Source organism: Curtobacterium sp. ER1/6 (genome assembly GCF_001742745.1).
Lineage (GTDB): Bacteria > Actinomycetota > Actinomycetes > Actinomycetales > Microbacteriaceae > Curtobacterium > Curtobacterium citri.
The window spans coordinates 1-21,161 of the sequence record NZ_MJAK01000014.1; the positions used below are offsets into that span (position 1 = coordinate 1).

A 21,161-nucleotide genomic window follows, 5' to 3' on the forward strand; every position below is an offset into this window, starting at 1 on the left:
GACCGGATAACCGCTGAAAGCATCTAAGCGGGAAGCCGTCTTCGAGATGAGATTTCCATGCACCTTGAGTGTGAGAGGCTCCCAGCAGACTACTGGGTTGATAGGCCGGATGTGGAAGCGGGGACTAACGACCCGTGGAGCTGACCGGTACTAATAAGCCGAAGACTTGACAACACAACTATTTCCCACACCTTCGGGTGTGGGGCTCGCGTCCACTTTGTGGTTCCCGACAGACGATCGGGAATCGAACTGAATACTTCAGCAACGGCTTGAAGGAACAAGGTTCGGATCCAGGTTTGGGTCGAACATGTTCCGGTGGTCATAGCGAGAGGGAAACGCCCGGTCACATTCCGAACCCGGAAGCTAAGCCTCTCAGCGCCGATGGTACTGCAAGGGGGACCTTGTGGGAGAGTAGGACGCCGCCGGACTCAACGTAAGTGATGTGGCCATCGGCCCTCCATCGAGAACTCGTAGGGGAGACCCTCGTTCTCGGGGTGGGTTGGTGGCCATATCTGTTTGTGCTGTGGGTCGCTCGACGCGCGGTCTGGTTCGTGATGGACTTGATGACGGGCGCGATCGACCGCGCAGTACCCCCCACAACGACACAGCGGACGACAGCCCGGCCTCTCGGCACGGGCACGCGATGAGGAGCAACGGTGGCGAACGACGACGAGCAGCAGCGCAACGACCGAGATCGCGCAAGTCGTCCCGATCGGGGCGGAGACCGGGGCCCTCGTCGCGAAGGCGGTCGCTGGTCCTCCGGTCCTCGAGACTTCGAACGGCGCGAGGCCGACCGTCCGCGTCGGGACGGCGACCGTCCTGCTCGTGACGAGCGTCGGTCGTTCCGCGACGGGGACCGGTCGTTCGGCGACGGTGGGCGGCGCCCGGCCGGCCAAGGTGACCGCTCCGGTGGTTCGCGTCCTCCTCGGGGTGACGGTCCGCGTGGTGCCGACCGTCCTCATCGCGACGGGGATCGTCCGTACCGCGGTGGTGACGACCGTCGTCCGCAGCGTGACGGCGACCGTCCGTACCGTTCAGGTGGTGATGACCGTCGTCCGCAGCGTGACGGGGGTCGTCCGTACCGTTCCGGTGGTGACGACCGTCGTCCGCCTCGTGACGGGGAGCGTCGTCCCTTCCGCCCTGGTGGTGACGACCGTCGTCCGCCGCGCGATGGCGACCGTCCGTACCGTTCCGGTGGTGACGACCGTCGTCCGCCTCGTGACGGGGAGCGGCGTCCCTTCCGCAGCGGTGCCGATGACCGTCGTCCCGCGCGTGACGGCGAGCGTCGTCCCTTCCGCTCTGGTGGTGACGACCGACGTCCGCCCCGTGACGGCGACCGTCCGTACCGTTCCGGTGCTGACGACCGTCGTCCGCCTCGTGACGGGGAGCGTCGTCCCTTCCGCAGCGGTGGCGATGACCGTCGTCCCCCGCGTGACGGGGACCGTCCGTACCGCTCAGGTGGTGACGACCGTCGTCCGCAGCGTGACGGTGAGCGTCGTTCCTTCCGCGGCGACGACCGGCCCCGTCGCGACGACGACCGCGGCGCGCGGCCCCGCTTCGGTGACGGCTCCCGGCACGCCGGCGCTCGCTTCGGTGAGTCGGCGCGCGACGACTGGGAGGACCGTGACCCGTACGGCACCAAGTCGATCCGCCCTCGGCACGAGGACCCCGAGATCGACGAGAGCGTCTCGGCGCGCGACCTCGACCCGGCCGCCCGTGCCGAGCTCAAGACGCTCAGCAAGGACAACGCGGACTGGGTCGCGAAGCACCTCGTCATGGCCGCGCTGCTCGTCGACGACGACCCGGAGACGGCGAACCAGCACGCCCTGAGCGCCGCTCGTCGTGCCGGTCGTGTGGCCGTCGTGCGGGAGACCGCCGCGATCACGGCCTACCGCACGGGTGACTTCGCGACGGCGCTGCGGGAGCTGCGGACGTACCGGCGCATCGCCGGCAAGAACGACCAGCTGCCGATGATGGTGGACTGCGAGCGCGGCCTGGGCCGTCCGGAGCGTGCGCTCGAGCTCGGGCGGTCGATCGACCGTGCCGCGCTGGACACCGCGGTGCAGGTGGAGCTCGCGATCGCGATGTCGGGCGCCCGCCTCGACCTGGGGAACCCCACGGCGGCGCTGGGGGAACTCGAGATCCCACAGCTCGACCCGACCACGGCCTACAGCTGGTCCCCGGCGCTCTACAGTGCTTACGCGGCCACGCTCGAGGAGCTCGGCCGCCAGGACGAGGCCGACGAGTGGTGGGCACGGGTCGACCGTGCGGCCGCAGCACTCGCCGAGGTCGCCGACGAGAACGCATGGGAGACTGTTGATGTGGTCGAGGAAGAAGTCGAAGGACACGACGAGCGCGGCAGCGACGAGCCCGACGAGCCCAGCGCGGACGAGCTCGGCGCTCCCGAGCACGGGGCCGACGGACTCGACGACACCGACCAGCTCGGCGGCGACGACCCCGACGACGACCTCGGCGAGATCGACGACGACAACCCCCGCGACATCGACGGCTCCGCAGCCGGCTGACACGCCCAAGGCGCCGACGGACGGTGTGGACGTCGTCCTCACCGACCTCGACGGCGTCGTCTACCGCGGCCGGAACGCCATCCCGCACGCCGTGGAGGCGCTGACGCGCGCCTCTCTGCACGCGCGCGTTGGCTACATCACGAACAACGCGTCGCGCCGTCCCGCCGACGTGGCGGAGCACCTCGAGCGCTACGGGCTCGAGGTGTCCGCCGACGACGTCGTCACCTCGTCGCAGGCGGGCGTCCGGTTGCTCGAGACCCTGGTGCCGGCCGGCTCCACCGTCCTGGTCACCGGCGGACTGGGGCTCACGAGCATCGTCGAGGAGGCCGGCTTCACGGTGACGACGAGCGCCGAGGACGCACCGGCAGCGGTCATCCAGGGGTTCTCGCCGGACCTCGGGTGGACCCACCTCGCCGAGGCCTCGTTCGCCCTCGCCGACCCCGACGTGCCGTGGGTGGCGACGAACATGGACTGGTCGATCCCGGTCGAGCGCGGCATCGCGCCCGGGAACGGCACGCTCGTGTCCGCCGTGCACCAGGCGGTCGGCAGGATGCCGGTGGTGGCGGGCAAGCCCGAGCGACCGATCTTCGACGCGGCGATCGCCCGCTTCGGCGGAGACCACCCGCTGTTCATCGGCGACCGGCTCGACACCGACATCAAGGGCGCCAACGACGCCGGTATCCCGAGCGTGCTCGTGCTCACCGGGATCGACCAGGCGAAGCAGGTGCTCGCCGCGGACCAGCGGTCGCGTCCGACGTACCTGCTGCAGGACCTGCGCGGGCTCTCGGCGCCCTACCCGGTGACGGTCCGACGGCAGGACCCGGACGGCACCCGGTACGTCTCCGTCGGCGACGCCACCGTCGCGATGCACGGGCACGTCGTCCGCGTGCTGGACCGCGGCGAACCGATCGACCGGCTCCGTGCGGGTGCCGCGCTGATCTGGGAGTCGGGCCTGGCGATCTACGGGCTCGACGTCGATCCGACGCTGTACGGCGGCGAGTAGCCTGACCGACGTGCCAGAGGAGCAGACGGAGCAGGCGCAGGACCAGGACCAGGCGCCGGCAGAGCGGGTGCAGGACCAGGACCAGGCGCCGGCAGAGCGGGTGCAGGACCAGGAGCAGCTCGGCCCGGACGACTTCGCCGCTCGCACCGCTGCGGCGGAGGACCTGCCGCTGCCCGAACGGGCCGACGCCTTCGCCGCGCTGCACGACGAGCTGCGCACCCGCCTCGAGAGCGGCCAGGCACCGCCGGCAGGACGCACCACCGGGCACAGGTCGGACCGCGCTGCCGGCGCCGGCCAGGTGTGGGGCAGCGGTCGTCGCGACGGCGGACCCCGTGCCTGAAGCCGGCCTCCCTGACGGCGCGGGTGCACCGGTGCGCCTCGACGCCCTGCTGGCGGCCCGCGGGCTCGTCCGGTCCCGCACCGCGGCCGCCAAGCTCGTCCAGGCCGGCCGGGTGACCGTGTCCGGCACCGCGGTCGTGAAGCCGTCGACCGCGGTCGCCCCGGACGCCGAGCTCGTCGTCGACACGGAGGACGAGTGGGTCTCGCGGGCGGCGCGCAAGCTCGTCAGCGCCCTCGAGGTGTTCGGCGTCGACCCGGGCGGTCGGGTCGTGCTCGACGTGGGCGCGAGCACGGGCGGGTTCACCCAGGTCCTCCTGCACCACGGCGCCGAGCGGGTGATCGCGCTCGACGTCGGGCACGGGCAGCTCGACCCGGTGCTCGCCCTGGACGACCGCGTGCGCGTGGTCGAGGGGTGCAACGCCCGGGAGCTCACCCCGGAGGCCTACGCGGCACTCGACGTCGCGGCACCCCGCACGAGCCTGGTCGTCGGCGACCTGTCGTTCATCTCGCTGCGCCTCGTGCTGCCCGTCCTCGCCGAGGCCGTGCCCGCCGACGAGTTCGTGCTGCTGGTCAAGCCGCAGTTCGAGGTCGGTCGGGGCGGCGTGCGCGAGGGCATCGTGCGCGACGCCGGACTCCGGAACGACGCGCTCATGAACGTGCTGTGGTCCGCCTGGGATGCCGGGCTCGGCACGGTCGGGTTGGCGTCGTCACCGATCGTGGGGACGCACGGCAACCACGAGTACCTCGCCCACTTCCAGCGTCGTGTCGGGGGTGATCCGGCAGGATGGGGGAACCCGACGGTCTGGATCGGTCGGGCCACCGAACTCACCGAAGGACTCGCATGAGCGACGACCGGCACATCCTGCTCGTGTCCCACACCGGCCGACAGGACTCGATCGACGCTGCGGTCGAGGTCTGCGACCTCCTGCACGCAGCCGGGCTGACCCCGGTCATGCCGTTCGACGAGTACGCGGACGTCCGCCGGGCCGAGGCCTCGGTCGGGCAGGTCGACATCCTCGGCGTGGACGTGCAGGCGGACCAGCTCGAGATCGTCATCGTCCTCGGCGGCGACGGCACGATCCTCCGTGCGGCTGAGCTCGTCCGCGGGACGGGCGCACCGATCGTGGGCGTGAACCTCGGGCACGTGGGCTTCCTCGCCGAGAGCGAGCGCGACGGCCTGCATGCGACCGTCGAACGTGCCCTGAGCGGTGACTACAAGGTCGAGGAGCGGGTGACCCTGCAGGTCGACGTCGTCGTCGGGCACCAGGTCGTCTACACGTCGTGGGCGCTCAACGAAGCCACCATCGAGAAGGCGTCGCGGGAGCGCATGCTCGAGGTCGTCACCGAGGTCGACGGCCGGCCGCTGTCCTCGTTCGGCTGCGACGGTGTCGTGATCGCCACGCCCACGGGGTCGACCGCGTACTCGTTCTCCGGCGGCGGACCCATCGTGTGGCCCGACGTCGACGCCCTGCTCATGGTGCCGCTGAGCGCCCACGCCCTGTTCGCCCGGCCGATCGTCGTCGGACCGGACTGCACCCTCGCGGTCGAGGTCCTCCGCCGCACGAGCGGTGTCGGCGTGCTGTGGTGCGACGGCCGCCGCACGCACGACCTCCCGCCCGGCGCCCGGGTCGAGGTCCGTCGGTCGTCCGACCCCGTGCGGGTCGCGCGGCTGAAGGACGCCCCGTTCGCCGATCGTCTCGTCGCGAAGTTCCAGCTGCCGGTCGCGGGCTGGCGCGGACCCGCCGTCGAGGACGACGCATGATCGAGGAGATCGTCATCTCCGACCTCGGCGTCATCGGCGAGACCACGCTCGAGCTCGGGCCGGGATTCACCGTCGTCACTGGTGAGACCGGTGCAGGCAAGACGATGATCGTCACCGCGCTGGGGCTGCTGCTCGGCGCGCGTGCGGACGCCGGTTCGGTCCGCCGCGGTGCGCCGAGCGCCGTGGTCGAGGGCCGCTGGCACGTGCCTGAGCACGACGCCGTCGCGGAACGCGTCGAGGACGCCGGCGGCACGGTCGAGGACGGCGAGCTCATCCTCACGCGCACGGTCTCTGCCGAGGGACGCAGCCGAGCGACCGTCGGTGGCCGCAGCGCGCCCGTCGCGGTGCTCGGCGAACTCGCCGACCAGCTCGTCACGGTGCACGGGCAGTCCGACCAGATCCGACTGACCTCGGCGTCGGCGCAGCGTGCGGCGCTCGACGGCTTCGGCGGTGCGGCGCTCGCGAAGGCACTCGCGCGGTACGTCGCCGCGTACGACACGTGGCAGGCGCACACGGGCGAGCTCGAGACGCTCGTGCGCGACCGGGACGACCGCGTCGCCGAGGCCGAGCGGATCCGCGCGGCATCGGACGAGATCGAGGCGGCCGACCCGCAGCCGGGTGAGGACGTCGAGCTCGCGGAGCGTGCGGAACGGCTCGGCAACCTCGAGGAGCTCCGGCTGTCCGCGGGGCTGGCGCACGAGGCGCTGTCGAGCGAGTCGCTCGACGACAGCCCGGACGTGATCGGGCTCGTCGAGTCCGCCCGCCGCGCGGTCGAACGCGTCGCCGGTTCGGACGCCGCGCTGCAGCCCGTCCTCGAGCAGCTCACCGAACTCGGCATCCAGGCGTCGGAGGCCTCGGCGAGCCTGTCGAGCTACCTCGGCTCGCTCGAGCCCGATGCGGGACACGACCTCGAGCTGATCAACGAGCGTCGCGCGCTGCTGGCGAACCTCACCCGCAAGTACGGCGACACCGTCGACGACGTCATCGCGTACGGGCAGCGGGCGAGCGACCGGCTGCTCGAGCTCGACGGTGACGACGACCGCATCGCCGGCCTGCAGCAGGCCGTCGAGCAGGACGAACAGGCGCTCGAAGAGGCCGCTTCGGCCCTCACGACCGCCCGGACGAGGGCAGCGACGGACCTGGCGAAGCGGGTCACCGCCGAGCTGCGGACCCTCGCGATGGCCGGGGCGACCCTCGTGGTCGAGGTCACCGACGCCGGCGAGTACCGCCGGCACGGCCGCGACCAGGTGGCGATCCTGCTGCAGCCGCACTCGGGCACGGACCCCCGTCCCATCGGCAAGGGGGCATCCGGTGGCGAGCTGAGCCGGGTGATGCTCGCGATCGAGGTCGTCATGGCCGGCAGCACGACCGTCCCCACCTTCGTCTTCGACGAGGTGGACGCGGGCGTCGGCGGTGCGGCTGCCATCGAGATCGGGCGCCGGCTCGCCAAGCTCGCGGAGCGCACGCAGGTCATCGTCGTCACGCACCTCGCCCAGGTCGCGGCCTTCGCGAACAACCACCTGAACGTCGTCAAGGACGCCAGCGGCGCGGTCACCTCGTCGAGCGTGCGCCGGCTCGAGGGTGAGGACCGCCTACAGGAGATGGCCCGGCTCCTGTCCGGCCTCGGCGACAGCGCGAGCGGCATCGAGCACGCGCGCGAGCTCCTCGACGTCGCCGGCCAGCGCGCGTAGACATCGAGCATCCGCGGACCGGACGGGAGGCGCGTGGCGGGCCCGCCACGCGCCTCCCGTCCGACGTCAGTGCCGGACGCAACGCCCGCGGCGAACGCGGGTCGCGCCTCCCGGCCGTTCTGACGTACGATGGAATCCCGTGGCGGACACTCTCAGCGGCGGAACCAATTCTTCGACCTCGACCCCGAAGGTCACGAAGCAGATCTTCGTGACCGGCGGGGTCGTCTCGTCCCTCGGCAAGGGCCTGACGGCGGCGAGCCTCGGCAACCTGCTCACGGCGCGCGGCCTCAAGGTCGTCATGCAGAAGCTCGACCCGTACCTCAACGTGGACCCGGGCACCATGAACCCGTTCCAGCACGGCGAGGTCTTCGTGACCGACGACGGTGCCGAGACGGACCTCGACATCGGCCACTACGAGCGCTTCCTCGACATCAACCTGTCGCAGGCCGCCAACGTGACCACCGGCCAGGTCTACTCGAGCGTCATCGCCAAGGAGCGTCGCGGCGAGTACCTCGGCGACACCGTGCAGGTCATCCCGCACATCACCGACGAGATCAAGCGTCGGATGCGCGAGCAGGCCGAGAACGACCCGCAGCCCGACGTCATCATCACCGAGGTCGGCGGCACGGTCGGCGACATCGAGTCCCAGCCGTTCATCGAGTCGGCGCGGCAGGTGCGCCACGAGCTCGGCCGCAACAACGTGTTCTTCGTGCACGTGTCGCTCGTGCCGTTCATGAGCGCCTCGGGGGAGCAGAAGACGAAGCCGACGCAGCACAGCGTCGCCGCGCTCCGCTCGATCGGCATCCAGCCGGACGCCCTGGTGCTCCGGTCGGACCGCCCGGTGTCGGACTCGAACAAGCGCAAGATCGCCCTGATGTGCGACGTCGACGAGGACGCCGTGGTGAACGCCGTGGACGTGCCGTCGATCTACGACCTCCCGACGCTGCTGCACGACCAGGGCCTCGACCAGGTCATCATCGACGCCCTGAAGCTCGACGCCCACGACGTCGACTGGTCGGCGTGGAACCCGGTGCTGGACGCCGTGCACGAGCCGAAGAAGGCCGTCACGATCGCCCTCGTCGGCAAGTACATCGACCTGCCCGACGCGTACCTGTCGGTCACCGAGGCCCTGCGCGCCGGCGGCTTCGCCCACAGCGCCAAGGTCACGCTGAAGTGGGTCGTGTCGGACGACTGCACCACGCCCGAGGGCGCCGCGAAGCAGCTCGGCGACGTCGACGGCATCTGCGTGCCCGGCGGGTTCGGCGTGCGCGGCATCGAGGGCAAGCTCGGCGCGCTCAGGTTCGCGCGTGAGCAGGGCATCCCGACGCTCGGCCTGTGCCTCGGCCTGCAGTGCATGGTCATCGAGTACGCCCGCCACGAGGCCGGTCTGACCGACGCGTCGAGCACCGAGTTCGACCCGGAGACCTCGACGCCGGTCATCGCGACCATGGCGGAGCAGGTGGACATCATCGCCGGCGGCGACATGGGTGGCACGATGCGCCTCGGTCTGTACCCGGCGCACTTCTCCGACGGGTCCCTCGCGGCCGAGCTGTACGGCGCGTCCGAGGCCTCCGAGCGTCACCGTCACCGCTACGAGGTGAACAACACCTACCGGCAGCAGATCGCGGACGCCGGGCTCGTCTTCTCGGGCACCTCGCCCGACGGCACGCTCGTCGAGTACGTGGAGCTGCCGCGCGACGTGCACCCGTTCTACATCGCCACGCAGGCGCACCCCGAGCTGCGCTCGCGGCCGACGGACGCGCACCCGCTGTTCGCGGGGCTCGTCGACGCGGCCATCGCGCGGCACGAGGCGTCCAGCCTCTTCGACCCGGCCGAGGAGTCGGCGGAGGTCGTCGTCTGACGCTCGCCGTCGCGGACGGGAGGCGCGGTGCCGGCTGGCACCGCGCCTCCCGTCCGTTGCGGGTGCGTTGCGGGCGACGCGTGCTTGGATGGGGACGTGACTGACGCTGACGCCCCCATCGCCGACGAATCGGCCTCCTACGAGGTCACCGAGTCCACCGTCGTGTACGAGGGCGTGGTGTGGGACATCCGCCGCGACCACGTCGACTACAACGGGCACGACATGGTCCGCGAGTACGTCGACCACACCGGCGCCGTCGCGGTCTACGCCGAGGACGACGAGGGCCGTGTGCTCGTCATCCAGCAGTACCGGCACCCGGTGGGGCTGCGCGACTGGGAGCTGCCGGCCGGGCTGCTCGACCAGGAGGGCGAGGACCACCTCACCGCAGCACAGCGGGAGCTCGGCGAGGAGGCAGACCTGGCGGCGGACCACTGGGAGCCGCTCCTGACGTACAACACGTCGTCCGGCGGCAGCGACGAGTTCATCGAGATCTTCCGTGCACGCGGGGTCCGGTCAACGGAGAGCGCGTTCGAGCGCGAGGCCGAGGAGGCCGACATCGTGACCCGCTGGGTGCCGCGCGAGGAACTGGTCGACGCGATCCTCGACGGACGGCTGCACAACTCCGCCCTGGTCGCGGCGACGCTCGCGGTCGAGGCGATCGAACGGCGCGCCGGCCGGTGAGTGCCTCCGGGCTCGACGCGCTGCTGACGGACGGTCGGTGGACGCACGAGCCGGCGGCGGCCGAGCTCGACGGCGACGTCCTGCGCGTCACCGCGGTCGAGGGCAGCGACGCCTGGCGGACCACCTCGTACGGGTTCGTGCACGACTCCGAGCACGCGCTGCTCCGCCCGACCGACAGGGCGTTCTCCGTCGAGGTGTCCTTCGTCCTCGACTTCACGGAGCAGTTCGACCAGGCCGGGCTCTTCCTGCGCGTCGACGAGCGGGAGTGGGTCAAGGCAGGCGTCGAACGGTCCGACGGTGTGCCGCAGGTCGGCGCCGTGGTCACGCACGGCACGTCGGACTGGTCGGTCGGACCGGTGCCGGCGTGGACGGGCCGCACGGTGACGGTGCGGGCGAGCCGCTCGGGCGACGCCGTGACGATCCGGGCGTGGGCCGACGGCGAGGAGCCCCGGCTCGTCCGGGTCGCGCACCTCGACCCCGGTGCGGTGGTCGCCGCCGGGCTGTTCTGCGCGGCGCCGACACGGTCCGGGCTCACCGTGTCCTTCACGGGGTGCCGGTTCGGGGAGCCGGACGAGTCACTGCACTGAGTGGCGTGCCCGGGCGTCGGCGCGGATAGCGTTGTGGGGTGATCCCGCTCAGTCGTGCCGTCGACACCTACCTGCGGCACGTCGCGGTCGAGCGGGGACTCTCGCAGCACACCGTCGCGGCGTACCGACGGGACCTCGCGGTCTTCGCGGAGTGGCTCGCGTCGACGCCGGCGGTCGGGTCCGACGGTGCCGACCGCGCCGGGGGAGCGGCAGCGCTCGCCGACGTCGGGCGCCTCGCCCGTGCGGACGTCGCCGGCTTCGTCGCACACCTGACCACCCGTCCGGAGCAGCCCCTCGCTCCGCGGTCGGTCGCCCGGATGCTCAGCTCGGTGCGGTCCTTCACCGCGTTCGCCGCCGCCGAGGGGTGGCTGCCCCTGGACCCGGGCACCGCCGTCCGCCCGCCGAAGGCGCCGTCGCGGCTACCGAAGGCGATCTCGGTGCACGACATGGAGCGGTTGCTGGGTGCCGCGGGGACGGCGGACGACGACCCCGTGCAGCTGCGGGACCGGGCGCTCCTCGAGCTGCTGTACGCCACGGGTGCGCGCATCTCGGAGGCGGTGGGGCTGTCGGTCGACGACGTCACGACGCTGTCCGATCCCCAGGACGAGGACGAGGACGACGGCGGCGACGGGCTCGCCGTGGTCCGGGTCACGGGCAAGGGGAACAAGCAGCGCGTCGTGCCGCTCGGCAGCTCCGCGCGGGCCGCGGTCGACGCCTACCTGGTGCGGGCGCGACCGGTGTTCGCCGCGCGGGGGGCCTCGACGCCGGCGCTGTTCCTCGGCGCACGGGGAGCGAGACTGTCGCGGCAGAGCGCCTGGCTCGTGATCCAGGCGGCGGCGGATCGTGCCGGACTGGCCGCGCACGTGTCGCCGCACACGTTCCGGCACTCGTTCGCGACGCACCTGCTCGAGGGCGGGGCGGACGTCCGTGTCGTGCAGGAGCTGCTCGGGCACGCGAGCGTCGCGACGACGCAGATCTACACGCTCGTCACGGCGGACATGCTGCGGGACGTGTACCAGACGGCGCACCCGAGGGCGCGGCGGTAGCGCCGGCGCGGGCGCGGGGCGGTGCGGGGTGCCCGTGCACAACGGGGAGCACGTCGCGCCACGTGATCGCGTGGCGCGAGGTGCTCCCCGTTGTGCGGACGACGGACGACGAGCGCTGGGGCGCTGGGCGCTCGGCGCCGGCAGCGTCAGAACAGGTGGAACTGCAGCGAGGCAGCGACCGCCGCCGTCGCGACCGCGACCACGAGGGCGCTCGCCGCAGCGCTCCGCGCGAGCACCCGCCACCCACCCGTGGCCCCGGGTCGCACGATGCCGACGACGGCGGCGACGAGGGTCGCTGCACTCGCCACGCCCTCCGGGTTCCACACCACGGACAGGACCGCGAGCAGCACCGCGGCGACAGCCGTGACGCCGACGCGCTGCACCGTGCTGCCGGACGCCCAGGACGCCGCGTGCACGGGTGCACCCTCGACCGAGAACGACGGACCGGCCGGCGCGACGACCGCGGGGGAGACGGGCTCGGTCCGCTCCTGCAGGACCCGCGTCTCGCCACCCCAGGCGTGCCCGTCCCACCACCGCAGGCGGTGGGTGTCCTGCGGGTCCGGGAACCAGCCGGCTGCCGGCAGCGTCACGGGGTGCTCCTGGAGGGTGCGGTGGATGGTGCACGACGACGCTACGCGGACGGGAGGCCCGTCCACAGTCCCACAGCGGGTGTCGGCAACAAGGGGGACGCCGGTCCACCCCGGCGCTAACGTCGTCGGATGATCACCGCATCGTCGTCCCTGTCCGCCTTCTGGGAGGCCCGCAGGGACGAGTCACCGGAGCTTCCCGAGGCCGTACCGGAGGCGTGGGCGTTCGGCGCGACGCCCGAGCACGCGGACGGTCTGCTGGACCTGGTCCTCCGCGGGGTCAAGGACGGCACGGCATCGTCGATGTGGGACTACGAGGCGACCGGCGATCCGCTGCCCCGGGTCGGCGACCTCAGCGTGATCCTCGACGGTCTGGGCGAGCCGTGTGCCGTCATCGAGACGACGGACCTGCGGGTCGTGCCGTTCGACCAGGTCGGCGAGGAGCACGCCCGAGCCGAGGGCGAGGGGGACCGCACGCTGGCGCACTGGCGCGCCGTCCAAGAGCGCTACTGGCGCGAGCACTCCGAGAACCCTCGCGGCTACGAGCCGGACATGCCCGTGCTGTGCGAGCGTTTCCGCCTGCTCTGGCCGGGAGCGCCCGCCGTCGGCTGACTCAGGCGGGGACCGGCGCGGCGTCCACCTCGTCCATCACGGCCTTCGTCGCCGCGAGCAGCCGGGCGTTGAAGTCGACACCGAGCTGGTTCGGAGCGTGTCGGAAGCGTCCGCGCAGTTGCGCCACAACCGTGGAAGTTCCAGAGGCTGTTCACCCGTCGGCTCATCCTCGAATCGGTACTGGCCCTCAGCGCAGTAGCTACAGTCGCCCCAGCAAGGATCAGCACACAGACAGCCGTTGTCAGCATGGAAACCAATCCCTTCGCCGAGTAGCGGTGTGCCGCCCATCCGCAGTCGCCTCCAACGCCAGCCGTCCGGGCGGCCGGTGCAGGACCGCTAGGATGAGCAACGCTCAGCGGTGGAGGGATGACCATGCGGGATGTGTTCAGGGCGTATTATGCGCCCGCCGGCGACGAACTTGATGCTCTCTGGACCGAGGGCATCATCGTGCTGGATACCAATACGCTATTGAACTTCTTCCGCTACACGCCAAGTACCCGTGACGAGTTCTTGAGCGTACTAGAAAGCCTTCGCGCTTCACTTTGGATTCCGCATCAGGTCGGCCTTGAGTTCCAGCGGCGAAGACTCGAAGTCATCAGCAATACCGCTGACGCCTTTTCGAAGATCAAGGCGTCCGTTGACACGGCAAAGAATGCCGTCAACAACAAGCTCAACGAGTACAAGCATCACCCGTCGCTCAACCGCAATGAGTTAACAAGGGAGCTGGACAAGCTCTTCGAACGCTTCTCGGCGAAGGTTGACGCCCAGGCGGAACAGCATGAGAAATGGATCGCGGGCGATGGCGATCCCGAAAAGACCTTCTTCCGTATCAGTGACCTCTATGACCAGCGGGTTGGGCAAGGGTTCACCCGCGAGGAGCTGGACGCCATCAAGGATGACGGCAAGCAACGCTACGAGAACAAGGTGCCGCCGGGGTACAAGGACGCGAACAAGACAAACGGCAACGAGTACGGGGATCTCATCATCTGGAAGGAGATCCTGAGCCTCGGCGAGCGCATGAAGAAGCCAGTCATCTTCGTAACCGACGACGCCAAGGAAGATTGGTGGCTCATTGAGCGAGGGAAGACGCAGGGCGCGCGGCCCGAACTCATCGATGAGTATTGGGCGTCCGCTGAACAGCGCATCCACCTGTATGAACCGCTTCAGTTCCTCAAGCATGCGAAAGAGCGAACGCAGATCGCGGTGAGCGACAACTCCCTGGATGAGGTCGAGGAGGTGTCGAGTGGTAACGAGCGGGCGCGACGAGTGCTGCACGAGCGGCGAGAGCAGCTCGTCCACCTTCGAGAGGCCCAGTTGCGGAACCTCGAGCGGCACCGCCCCGATGGCCAACCCCTGAGACAGCTGGCGGACATGCATTCAGAGCTCGAAATCCTGACCGAGGAGCAGCGGTTCCTGGAGGCGCAGCGGCAGGTCCTGGAAGCACGAGGGCGGAGCCTCGTCAATGAAGTAGACGAGGTTGACCCGAGTTACAGGGACGAGGCGCACATGCACCAAGTCACTGCGACCTATGAAGAGCGCGCCGCTGTGGAGACCCGACTGGCGCACTTGGCCAAACGGAGAGAGACCCTGGAGCGTGGCATCAGGCAGCGCTCACCACGAGACGAACGGATGACTGCCCTCTGGGAACGGCGAGTGCGAGCGATCGAAGAAGAGTTGCATGATGTATCCCTTGCTCTGGACGAACTCGAGAGCTGATTCACGAGACCGTCGGCGCAGTTAAGAACTTCAGAGAGCTGTTCTCCTGCTGACCCCTGGGTCGGTGCTGGCAACGCCTGCGGGAGGCGCCGCGAGGTCGGCTGCATGGTCGCGAGCTGACCGATGGAGTTGGGCATCGGTACTTCGCCGACAAATCGGCCGCGTTGTGGGGGTGCGTTTGTCGCTTAGACGCGCTTGCCCAACGCGGGAACGATGTCGCGCACGATCGACGTCAGCATTCCCACACAAAAATCAACACAAAAAACTGGTTCGGCGGAGCCGGGGCAAATCGGTCTTGGTGAAGACCGGAGCCAGCGAGTCGTAGGCGTCGCCCCGACGCTCCCGGAGGTGAGCACGGAGACAGGCGTAGATCGTTACTTGGCTGGATCAGGCCAGCGCCGAGAAGGTGCCGATCCCGAAGATGGTGAGCGCAGTGCATAAGTGTCGCTGCTGGCCATCACCGTGTTGCGTTTGCCCAAGGTGTGGTTGGCTCGTGACAGCCTCTTCGGCTTCGAAGGTTGCTCAAGTAGTTCGCCATGCATGAGGATGGAGTGCGTGGACATCCAGCAGGCGGTAGACCAGTTCAACAACGCGCTCAACCACTGTGACAACCTGGTTGCCGTTCACCGTGGCCACGGTGGAGTGAATCGCGGACGCCGCTATCAAGAGGTCTCCATCGACCGAGCGGTCATCGTGCTCGCAGTGGCGGCGTGGCAGGCCGCGGTTCAAGACCTCACTACGGCGCTACTAGACACTGCACGGCCGACGGGGCCGACTCCCATCGACATCGCGCGTTACAACGCATTGACCGGGTTCGCCAGGAAAGCGATAAGCGACTTCGCAACCCCTAACGCGGAAAATACCCAGCGCCTGATGATCAGTGCAGGTTTCGATCCGAAGCCACTCTGGACATATACCATCGCGGGCGGCCAAGGAAGGCCGCGCACAACTTGGACACCTCACATGGTTTCCGTCAGGCTGAATGAGTGGCTGAAGATACGACACGCGCTGGCGCATGGCCACGAAGAGCTTCCCGTCAATCAAGCTCTCTACTCGGTTCGAAATGCCGGAGTCACTTCGAACCCAACTCTGGTTCTCAAGGATGCGGAAGCGTGCATAGCTTTCCTGAACCGCCTCGTCAGTCTCACCTCGGCCGGGCTTGCCGCGCATCTTGGAGTCACGATCGTTTATCCTCGCGGCTAGCGCGCCGATCTGACGACTGGGCGCTCCCGAAAGCCGCGTGAGACCTGACAGGTGCCGCCCCTCGGGGTTAAAGGCGCGTCTCCAACGCAGGCGCGATGTCGCGCACGATCGAGGTCAGCATTCGTACACAAAAATTAACGCCCAACTGGTTCGGCACCGTGACGAGCACGGTGTCGGCGGCACGCACCGCGGCGTCTGCGGCGAGCTCGGCCACGAGCTGCTCCGGCTCCCCGATGTAGGAACGGCCGAAGCGGGCGAGACCGCCGTCGAGGTGCCCGACCTGGTCCTGCCCCTCGACCTGCGCACGCACGCCGAAGTAGTGGCGTGACTCGTCGTCCGTGATCGGGATGATGCTGCGCGAGACCGAGACGCGGGGCTCGCGTTCCCAGCCCATCTCGGCCCAGGTCGACCGGAAGCGCTGGATCTGCTCGGCCTGCAGCTCGTCGAACGGCACACCGGTGTCCTCGGTGAGGAGCGTCGACGACATGAGGTTCATGCCCTGCTCCGCCGTCCACTCGGCGGTGGCGCGGGTACCGGCGCCCCACCAGATCCGGTCACCGAGCGTGTCCGAGAGCGGGGACACCGCGAGCGACCCGGCCGAGCCGGTCATCTGCGGGTTCGCGTGCGCCATCGGCTCGCCGGCGATCGCGCGGCGGAACACGTCCGTGTGCGAACGCGCCATGTCGCCGCCGTTCTGGTCGTGCGCCTCGGGCACGTAGCCGAACTGCTGGTACCCGGCGAGGGCGGTCTCGGGTGACCCGCGCGAGACACCGAGCTGCAGTCGGCCGCCGGAGATCAGGTCGGTCGCGGCCGCCTCCTCCGCCATGTACAGCGGGTTCTCGTAGCGCATGTCGATCACACCGGTGCCGATCTCGATCCGGCTGGTGCGGGCGGCGATCGCCGAGAGCAGCGGGAACGGAGCGGCCTGCTGCGGTGCGAAGTGGTGCACGCGGAAGTACGCGCCGTCCACCCCGGCCTCCTCGGCGGCGACGGCGAGGTCGATCGCCTGCACGAGGGCCTCGCGGCCGCTGCGGACACGCGAGCCCGGTACGTCGCGCCAGTGCCCGAAGGACAGGAACCCGATCTTCGTCATGCCGATGCGAACGCATGCTGCGGCGCCGCCATTCCGCCCGGCCGGCGCGACGCTGCGACTACCGTCGTCCCCATGGACGATCCCCGTGGCGCGTTGACGACGGAGCGGCAGCGCAACGAGCGCCTGCTCGCCGACGTCGAGCGGAGCATGCGCGACGTGAGCGATGCGCGGCAGGACGCCAACTCCGACGACGAGCACGACCCGGAGGGCGCGACGCTGGCCTGGGAACGCGGGTCGCTGGGCGCGGTCCGCGACGCCGCCCGCGACCGCATCCGGATGGTCGACGCCGCGCTCGCGCGGCTCGACGCCGGCACCTACGGGCGGTGCGCCGTCGGCGGTGAACCGATCCCCGAGGCCCGCCTGGCCGCCGTCCCGTGGGCGGCGACCTGCGTCGCCCACGCCTGACGCGCCTCCCGACCGACGGGTCTGCCGGGTGCGGCGTCGCTGCCGCGCGCGACGGGCCCGTCTGCATGGGACACCGCGGGGCGCCTGAGACGCCGCCGCTTCCGGGACCGTCTCGGTGGGGCCGCGGTGTCTCGACAGGACGGCGGACGGGAGGCGCGGCAGGCGCCCGCCCCGCCGCTCACGTGGCGTGGACCGGTTGCGCCGCCGTTTCCCAGCCGCGCGCCCTACGGTGCCGACATGGACGACACCCACGAGCGACCCGACGCGGTCGTGCGTGCCGACACCGAGGCCCCCGGAACCGACGGCGAGGACCGCTCCCAGCGCTTCCGCTGGTTCCGCCGCATGCGTGCGTGGATCCACGCGCGTCCGGGCTGGCACCTGTTCTACAAGGTGCTCGTCGGCATCGTCGGCGGGCTCGTCGTGGTCATCGGGCTGATCCTCGTGCCGCTGCCCGGGCCCGGGTGGCTGGTGGTGTTCATCGGGCTGACGATCCTCGCGAGCGAGTTCCACTTCTTCCACCGGATCATCACGTGGCTCCGCGCGCAGCTGCACCGCTTCTGGGACTGGGCGAAGCGTCACGGCCCGCAGTGGCTGCGGAAGGCGGCCGACCGCGGGAAGGCCGACGTGGACGCCGCGCACGCCGATGCGCACCGCAGCACCGGGGTGCGTGCACAGCGCCCCAACCGGGCACGACCCGGGCACTGACCCTCGCGCAGCGCTACTCCGCGACGGTCCGGACGGAGCCGGTCGCGGTCCGCTCGACCGCCTCGGCGGCGCGCTCCTCGACCGCTGCAGCGTCGCGTGCGACGAGCTGCAGCACCAGCGCGATCGCCGCCGCGAGGACGATGAACGCGCCGTAGCCGGCGAGTACCGGCACGAAGCCGAAGGCCGGTTCAACGAGCCCCGCCACGACGGCCGGGACGCCGAACGCCAGGTAGCTGACGACGTAGACCGACGACAGCAGCCCCGCGCGGTGGGTCGGCGCCGCCGTGGCGAGCAGCATCCGCAGGGGCGCCTGGAACCCGGCGCCGAAGCCGACCCCGGCGATGGCGCTGCCGACGACGAGCCCGGGCAGCGAGTGCGCGAACACGAACGACACGGTCACGACCGGTCCGACGATCAGCGCAACGAGTCCGAGGAACAGGCTCCGACGCGTGTCGAGGCGCTGGATCGCGAGCCCGGTGAGGCCACCGACCCCGGTGACGACCGCGATCAGGGCACCGGCCGCGAAGTGGTCGTGGATGCCGAACACGGCACCGAGCGCCGACGGGACGAGCGACAGGAAGAGCCCACCGAGCGCCCAGCTGGCGACGAGTGCGCCGGCGACTCCGCGGAAGAGCGTCTGCGAGGCCCGTGGGACGGACACCGTCGGGCGTAGGGAACGGAGCGCGCCGGGCCGTCGGGTGACCCGCTCGGGCACGACGAACAGCGCGGCGACGAGCAGCAGGAGGAGTGCGCCGAAGAGCACGTAGACGAGCTGCTCCGGTGCCGGCCCCCACTCGACCAGCGCGCCGCTCGACACGGCGCCGGTCGCCAGGGCGAAGGGCGGGACGGCGCCGTTCAGCACGCCCGCGAGCGACGGGTGGCGCTCGAGCGAGTTGTCGATGAGCGCCGCGCCGAGGGCACCGATGAGCAGTCCGACGGCGACTCCCTGCACGATCCGGTCGACGACGAGCGCGACGAACCCGTCCGCTCCGGTGAAGAGCGCGAGCGAGACCACGAGCAACAGGCCCCCGGCGACGAGGACGGGCTTCCGGCCGACGTGGTCGGACAGCCGGCCGGCCACGAGCATGGTGACGAGGAGCCCCGCGACGTAGATCGCGAACACCGCCGTCAGCATGAGCGGGGTCAGCTGCCACTCCGCGGCGTAGACGGGGTAGATCGGCGAGGGCACCGAGGACGAGGCCATCGCGACGAAGAGCATGGCGGCGAGGATCCAGAACCCCGCGACTCCGCGTGCTGACTGCATGGTGGCACCTTCCCGTCCGACGAGCTGCTGTACGAGAGCATTCGTACAGCAGTTCCGCAGTACGACGCAAGTCGTACATGACCGGAACGGTGCTACCGTCTCGGGCATGCCCGCGAACGTCGACGCCCCGGAACGGCTGCCCCAACCCGCCGTCGCCGAGCTGGACCTGCCCGTCGTGCTCGATGCGCTGAGCGACCCGATCCGCCTCGCGATCCTGCACCGCTACCTGGTGGACGCCGCCGGCGGGGTCCGGAGCTGCGGGTGGGTCGGCATCGACCGCCCGAAGTCCACGCTCACCCACCACTTCCGCGTGCTCCGCGAGGCCGGGCTGCTCGAGCAGCACCAGGAGGGGCTGACCCGCTCGAGCCGCGTGCGCGTCGAGGACGTGCAGCAGCGGTTCCCCGGGCTCCTCGACCTGGTCGCGGCGTGGCAGGTGCCGGCCGCGATCATGCGCGAGGCGGTCCCCGCGTGAGCGTCGCCCACGCCCTGCCCACGATCGTCGCCGAACCGGCGGTGACGACGGCGCTCGCCGCGGACCTCGACGCCGCCGGCTTCACCGTGGACCGCATCGACGGGCTCTGGGGCACCGAGGCCGCCGCGTCGCTGCACCGCGGCTCGCGGGTGGCCGCGCTCCGTGCCCTCGCCGCGCGGGAGACCACGCCGCTGACGACCCTCGCGACGCTGTTCGTGCTCGGGTTGCCCGTCGACCGCGCTGACGCCGAGCGGGCGTTCCCGTCCGCGGGGCTCGACGCGGTGCTCGCCGCCGGCCTGCTCCGGATCGACGAGGACCGCGACGACACCGGCCTGCCCGACGCCGACCACGTCCTGGTGCACCCGACGGTCGACCTGCGGCCCTACGCGTTCGTCGACGACCTCGGCGCCGGCAGCTGGTGGATCGTGTCGGACCTCGGGGAGCTCGCGCTCGGGACCGCGCTCGGCGAGGAGCACGTGCTCGGCATCGGCGGTGCCTCGACCACGCTGTCCGGGCTGCAGGTCCCCGTGCCCGTCCGCCGGGTGCTGGACCTCGGCACCGGGTGCGGCATCCAGGCCATGCACGCCCGACGCTTCGCGGACGAGGTCGTCGCCACCGACATCTCCCGCCGTGCCCTCGACATCGCCCGCTTCAACACGCAGCTGAACGGCATCGACGGCATCGAGTTCCGGCTCGGCTCGCTCTACGAGCCGGTGGCAGGGGAGCGGTTCGACCGGATCGTGTCGAACCCACCGTTCGTCATCACCCCGCGGCGCGAGGGCGTGCCCGCGTACGAGTACCGCGACGGCGGGATGGTCGGGGACGCACTCGTCGAGACGGTCCTGCACGGCCTGGCCGACCACCTCGAGCCCGGCGGGACCGCGCAGCTGCTCGGCAACTGGGAGTACCACTGGGGCGTCGACGGCCTCGACCGCGTGCGCTCCTGGTTCGACGACGCGGACGGCCTGGACACCTGGGTCGTCGAGCGGGAGCGCGAGGACCCGCCCGCCTACGCCGAGACCTGGATCCGGGACGGCGGGACGAAGCCGGGCACGGCCGAGTTCGACACGCTCGTCGACGCCTGGCTCGACGACTTCGCCACGCGGCGCGTGACCGGGGTCGGCTTCGGCTACGTCGTGGTGCGCGCACGGACGGGAGGCGCGGCCGGCCTCCGTCGCGTCGAGCGCGTCCCCGAGGCGCTCGGGTCCAACCCCGCGGGGCTCGGCGCGACGGTCGCCCGGGTGCTGGACGCTGCCGAGTGGCTCGCGTCGCACGACGACACCGCGCTCGCCGCCGCACACCTGCGGGTCGCTGGCGACGTCACCGAGGAGCGCCACTACTGGCCCGGCAACGACGACCCGACGGTGATGACGCTGGTGCAGGGCGGCGGCTTCGGTCGACGGGTCGACGCGGACACGGCGCTCGCCGCGTTCGTCGGGGCCTGCGACGGGGAGCTCTCGGTCGCCGCGATCGTCGGGGCGATCGCGCAGATCACCGGGGTCGACGAGGACGCGCTGACGGCCGACCTGCTGCCGCGGGTGCGGGACCTGGTGCTGGACGGACTGCTGCTCGCACCGACGTCGTGAGGCGAGCCGCGCCTCCCGTCCGT

Annotated in this window: 22 protein-coding genes and 2 rRNA genes; 19 read left to right on the forward strand and 5 right to left on the reverse strand. The window is 70.8% G+C overall.

Annotation, left to right across the window (positions count from 1 at the left end; genetic code table 11):
* Both Cus16_RS15050 and rrf read left to right on the forward strand, forming a co-directional pair.
* Positions 1-174, forward strand: a 23S ribosomal RNA gene (locus Cus16_RS15050); the annotation flags it as partial.
* Between the two features lie 137 nt (positions 175-311).
* Positions 312-428: ribosomal RNA gene (gene rrf, locus Cus16_RS15055) — 5S ribosomal RNA — on the forward strand.
* Between the two features lie 1,026 nt (positions 429-1,454).
* Here rrf and Cus16_RS17035 read toward each other — a convergent pair.
* The gene (locus Cus16_RS17035; RefSeq protein WP_262982040.1) at positions 1,455-1,577 is read right to left on the reverse strand and encodes a hypothetical protein; all 123 of its coding nucleotides are present in this window, start codon (positions 1,575-1,577) and stop codon (positions 1,455-1,457) included.
* Positions 1,578-1,775: 198 nt separating this feature from the next.
* On the opposite strand from Cus16_RS17035, the gene Cus16_RS15065 reads away from it, so the two are divergent.
* The 10 genes from Cus16_RS15065 (at position 1,776) to Cus16_RS15110 (ending at position 11,495) form a co-directional block, all read left to right on the forward strand.
* Positions 1,776-2,525, forward strand: a complete 750-nt coding sequence (locus tag Cus16_RS15065; protein ID WP_069713489.1) for a hypothetical protein — start codon at positions 1,776-1,778, stop codon at positions 2,523-2,525.
* Between the two features lie 25 nt (positions 2,526-2,550).
* Positions 2,551-3,528 (forward strand): HAD-IIA family hydrolase, encoded by a 978-nt coding sequence (locus Cus16_RS15070; RefSeq protein WP_069713490.1) that lies wholly within the window; start codon positions 2,551-2,553, stop codon positions 3,526-3,528.
* Positions 3,529-3,538: 10 nt separating this feature from the next.
* Entirely contained in the window at positions 3,539-3,868 is a 330-nt protein-coding gene (locus tag Cus16_RS16760; RefSeq protein WP_069713491.1) for a hypothetical protein, read from the forward strand.
* A 31-nt stretch (positions 3,869-3,899) separates the two neighbouring features.
* Positions 3,900-4,712, forward strand: a complete 813-nt coding sequence (locus tag Cus16_RS15080) for a TlyA family RNA methyltransferase (protein ID WP_083264039.1) — start codon at positions 3,900-3,902, stop codon at positions 4,710-4,712.
* A complete protein-coding gene (locus Cus16_RS15085; protein ID WP_069713493.1) occupies positions 4,709-5,629 on the forward strand; it encodes an NAD kinase in 921 nt (306 codons plus the stop codon). Before Cus16_RS15080 ends, Cus16_RS15085 begins: the two co-directional genes overlap by 4 nt.
* Positions 5,626-7,320, forward strand: a complete 1,695-nt coding sequence (gene recN / locus Cus16_RS15090; RefSeq protein ID WP_069713494.1) for a DNA repair protein RecN — start codon at positions 5,626-5,628, stop codon at positions 7,318-7,320. Before Cus16_RS15085 ends, recN begins: the two co-directional genes overlap by 4 nt.
* Positions 7,321-7,459: 139 nt before the next feature.
* Positions 7,460-9,181, forward strand: coding sequence for a CTP synthase (locus Cus16_RS15095; protein WP_069713495.1), 1,722 nt, complete (start codon positions 7,460-7,462; stop codon positions 9,179-9,181).
* A gap of 96 nt (positions 9,182-9,277) precedes the next feature.
* Positions 9,278-9,862 (forward strand): NUDIX domain-containing protein, encoded by a 585-nt coding sequence (locus Cus16_RS15100; protein ID WP_069713496.1) that lies wholly within the window; start codon positions 9,278-9,280, stop codon positions 9,860-9,862.
* Positions 9,859-10,449, forward strand: a complete 591-nt coding sequence (locus Cus16_RS15105; RefSeq protein WP_069713497.1) for a DUF1349 domain-containing protein — start codon at positions 9,859-9,861, stop codon at positions 10,447-10,449. The genes Cus16_RS15100 and Cus16_RS15105 overlap by 4 nt, the downstream gene beginning before the upstream one ends.
* Before the next feature lie 41 nt (positions 10,450-10,490).
* Positions 10,491-11,495: a site-specific tyrosine recombinase XerD gene (locus Cus16_RS15110; RefSeq protein WP_069713519.1), complete on the forward strand. Its 1,005-nt coding sequence runs from the start codon at positions 10,491-10,493 to the stop codon at positions 11,493-11,495.
* Positions 11,496-11,641: 146 nt separating this feature from the next.
* On the opposite strand, the gene Cus16_RS15115 is transcribed toward Cus16_RS15110, so the two are convergent.
* The gene (locus tag Cus16_RS15115; RefSeq protein WP_069713498.1) at positions 11,642-12,085 is read right to left on the reverse strand and encodes a DUF2510 domain-containing protein; all 444 of its coding nucleotides are present in this window, start codon (positions 12,083-12,085) and stop codon (positions 11,642-11,644) included.
* Positions 12,086-12,214: 129 nt separating this feature from the next.
* Between Cus16_RS15115 and Cus16_RS15120 the strand changes: the two genes are divergently transcribed.
* A complete protein-coding gene (locus Cus16_RS15120) occupies positions 12,215-12,694 on the forward strand; it encodes an ASCH domain-containing protein (RefSeq protein ID WP_069713499.1) in 480 nt (159 codons plus the stop codon).
* A 1-nt stretch (position 12,695) separates the two neighbouring features.
* On the opposite strand, the gene Cus16_RS17040 is transcribed toward Cus16_RS15120, so the two are convergent.
* On the reverse strand, positions 12,696-12,821 hold the full coding sequence (locus Cus16_RS17040) for a hypothetical protein (RefSeq protein WP_262982041.1): 126 nt from the start codon (positions 12,819-12,821) through the stop codon (positions 12,696-12,698).
* A gap of 245 nt (positions 12,822-13,066) precedes the next feature.
* Between Cus16_RS17040 and Cus16_RS15125 the strand changes: the two genes are divergently transcribed.
* Positions 13,067-14,410 carry a PIN-like domain-containing protein gene (locus Cus16_RS15125; protein ID WP_141719015.1) on the forward strand — a complete coding sequence of 448 codons (1,344 nt, stop codon included), beginning with the start codon at positions 13,067-13,069 and terminating at the stop codon, positions 14,408-14,410.
* A gap of 555 nt (positions 14,411-14,965) precedes the next feature.
* On the forward strand, positions 14,966-15,613 hold the full coding sequence (locus Cus16_RS16460; protein WP_141719016.1) for a hypothetical protein: 648 nt from the start codon (positions 14,966-14,968) through the stop codon (positions 15,611-15,613).
* A gap of 67 nt (positions 15,614-15,680) precedes the next feature.
* Here the strand turns inward: Cus16_RS16460 and Cus16_RS15130 are convergent, their stop codons facing one another.
* Positions 15,681-16,706 (reverse strand): LLM class flavin-dependent oxidoreductase, encoded by a 1,026-nt coding sequence (locus Cus16_RS15130; RefSeq protein ID WP_411266613.1) that lies wholly within the window; start codon positions 16,704-16,706, stop codon positions 15,681-15,683.
* Positions 16,707-16,778: 72 nt separating this feature from the next.
* Between Cus16_RS15130 and Cus16_RS15135 the strand changes: the two genes are divergently transcribed.
* Together Cus16_RS15135 and Cus16_RS15140 are read left to right on the forward strand one after the other, a co-directional pair.
* Entirely contained in the window at positions 16,779-17,111 is a 333-nt protein-coding gene (locus Cus16_RS15135; protein ID WP_069713521.1) for a TraR/DksA family transcriptional regulator, read from the forward strand.
* Between the two features lie 237 nt (positions 17,112-17,348).
* Positions 17,349-17,816: a TIGR02611 family protein gene (locus Cus16_RS15140; RefSeq protein ID WP_069713501.1), complete on the forward strand. Its 468-nt coding sequence runs from the start codon at positions 17,349-17,351 to the stop codon at positions 17,814-17,816.
* Between the two features lie 13 nt (positions 17,817-17,829).
* Here Cus16_RS15140 and Cus16_RS15145 read toward each other — a convergent pair whose 3' ends face one another.
* Positions 17,830-19,080, reverse strand: coding sequence for an MFS transporter (locus Cus16_RS15145; RefSeq protein ID WP_069713502.1), 1,251 nt, complete (start codon positions 19,078-19,080; stop codon positions 17,830-17,832).
* A gap of 106 nt (positions 19,081-19,186) precedes the next feature.
* On the opposite strand from Cus16_RS15145, the gene Cus16_RS15150 reads away from it, so the two are divergent.
* Together Cus16_RS15150 and Cus16_RS15155 are read left to right on the forward strand one after the other, a co-directional pair.
* Entirely contained in the window at positions 19,187-19,552 is a 366-nt protein-coding gene (locus Cus16_RS15150; RefSeq protein ID WP_069713503.1) for an ArsR/SmtB family transcription factor, read from the forward strand.
* Positions 19,549-21,138, forward strand: coding sequence for a methyltransferase (locus Cus16_RS15155; RefSeq protein ID WP_223246646.1), 1,590 nt, complete (start codon positions 19,549-19,551; stop codon positions 21,136-21,138). Before Cus16_RS15150 ends, Cus16_RS15155 begins: the two co-directional genes overlap by 4 nt.
* Positions 21,139-21,161: the final 23 nt, after the last annotated feature.

What these genes read in the sequence shown, in the direction of transcription:
- Cus16_RS15065 (WP_069713489.1), top strand. Translation starts at nt 1,776, where the DNA reads ATGGCCGCGCTGCTCGTCGACGACGACCCGGAGACGGCGAACCAGCAC.
- Cus16_RS15085 (WP_069713493.1), top strand. Translation starts at nt 4,709, where the DNA reads ATGAGCGACGACCGGCACATCCTGCTCGTGTCCCACACCGGCCGACAG.
- recN (WP_069713494.1), top strand. Translation starts at nt 5,626, where the DNA reads ATGATCGAGGAGATCGTCATCTCCGACCTCGGCGTCATCGGCGAGACC.
- Cus16_RS15120 (WP_069713499.1), top strand. Translation starts at nt 12,215, where the DNA reads ATGATCACCGCATCGTCGTCCCTGTCCGCCTTCTGGGAGGCCCGCAGG.
- Cus16_RS15125 (WP_141719015.1), top strand. Translation starts at nt 13,067, where the DNA reads ATGCGGGATGTGTTCAGGGCGTATTATGCGCCCGCCGGCGACGAACTT.
- Cus16_RS15130 (WP_411266613.1), bottom strand. Translation starts at nt 16,706, where the DNA reads ATGACGAAGATCGGGTTCCTGTCCTTCGGGCACTGGCGCGACGTACCG.
- Cus16_RS15135 (WP_069713521.1), top strand. Translation starts at nt 16,779, where the DNA reads ATGGACGATCCCCGTGGCGCGTTGACGACGGAGCGGCAGCGCAACGAG.
- Cus16_RS15140 (WP_069713501.1), top strand. Translation starts at nt 17,349, where the DNA reads ATGGACGACACCCACGAGCGACCCGACGCGGTCGTGCGTGCCGACACC.
- Cus16_RS15145 (WP_069713502.1), bottom strand. Translation starts at nt 19,080, where the DNA reads ATGCAGTCAGCACGCGGAGTCGCGGGGTTCTGGATCCTCGCCGCCATG.
- Cus16_RS15150 (WP_069713503.1), top strand. Translation starts at nt 19,187, where the DNA reads ATGCCCGCGAACGTCGACGCCCCGGAACGGCTGCCCCAACCCGCCGTC.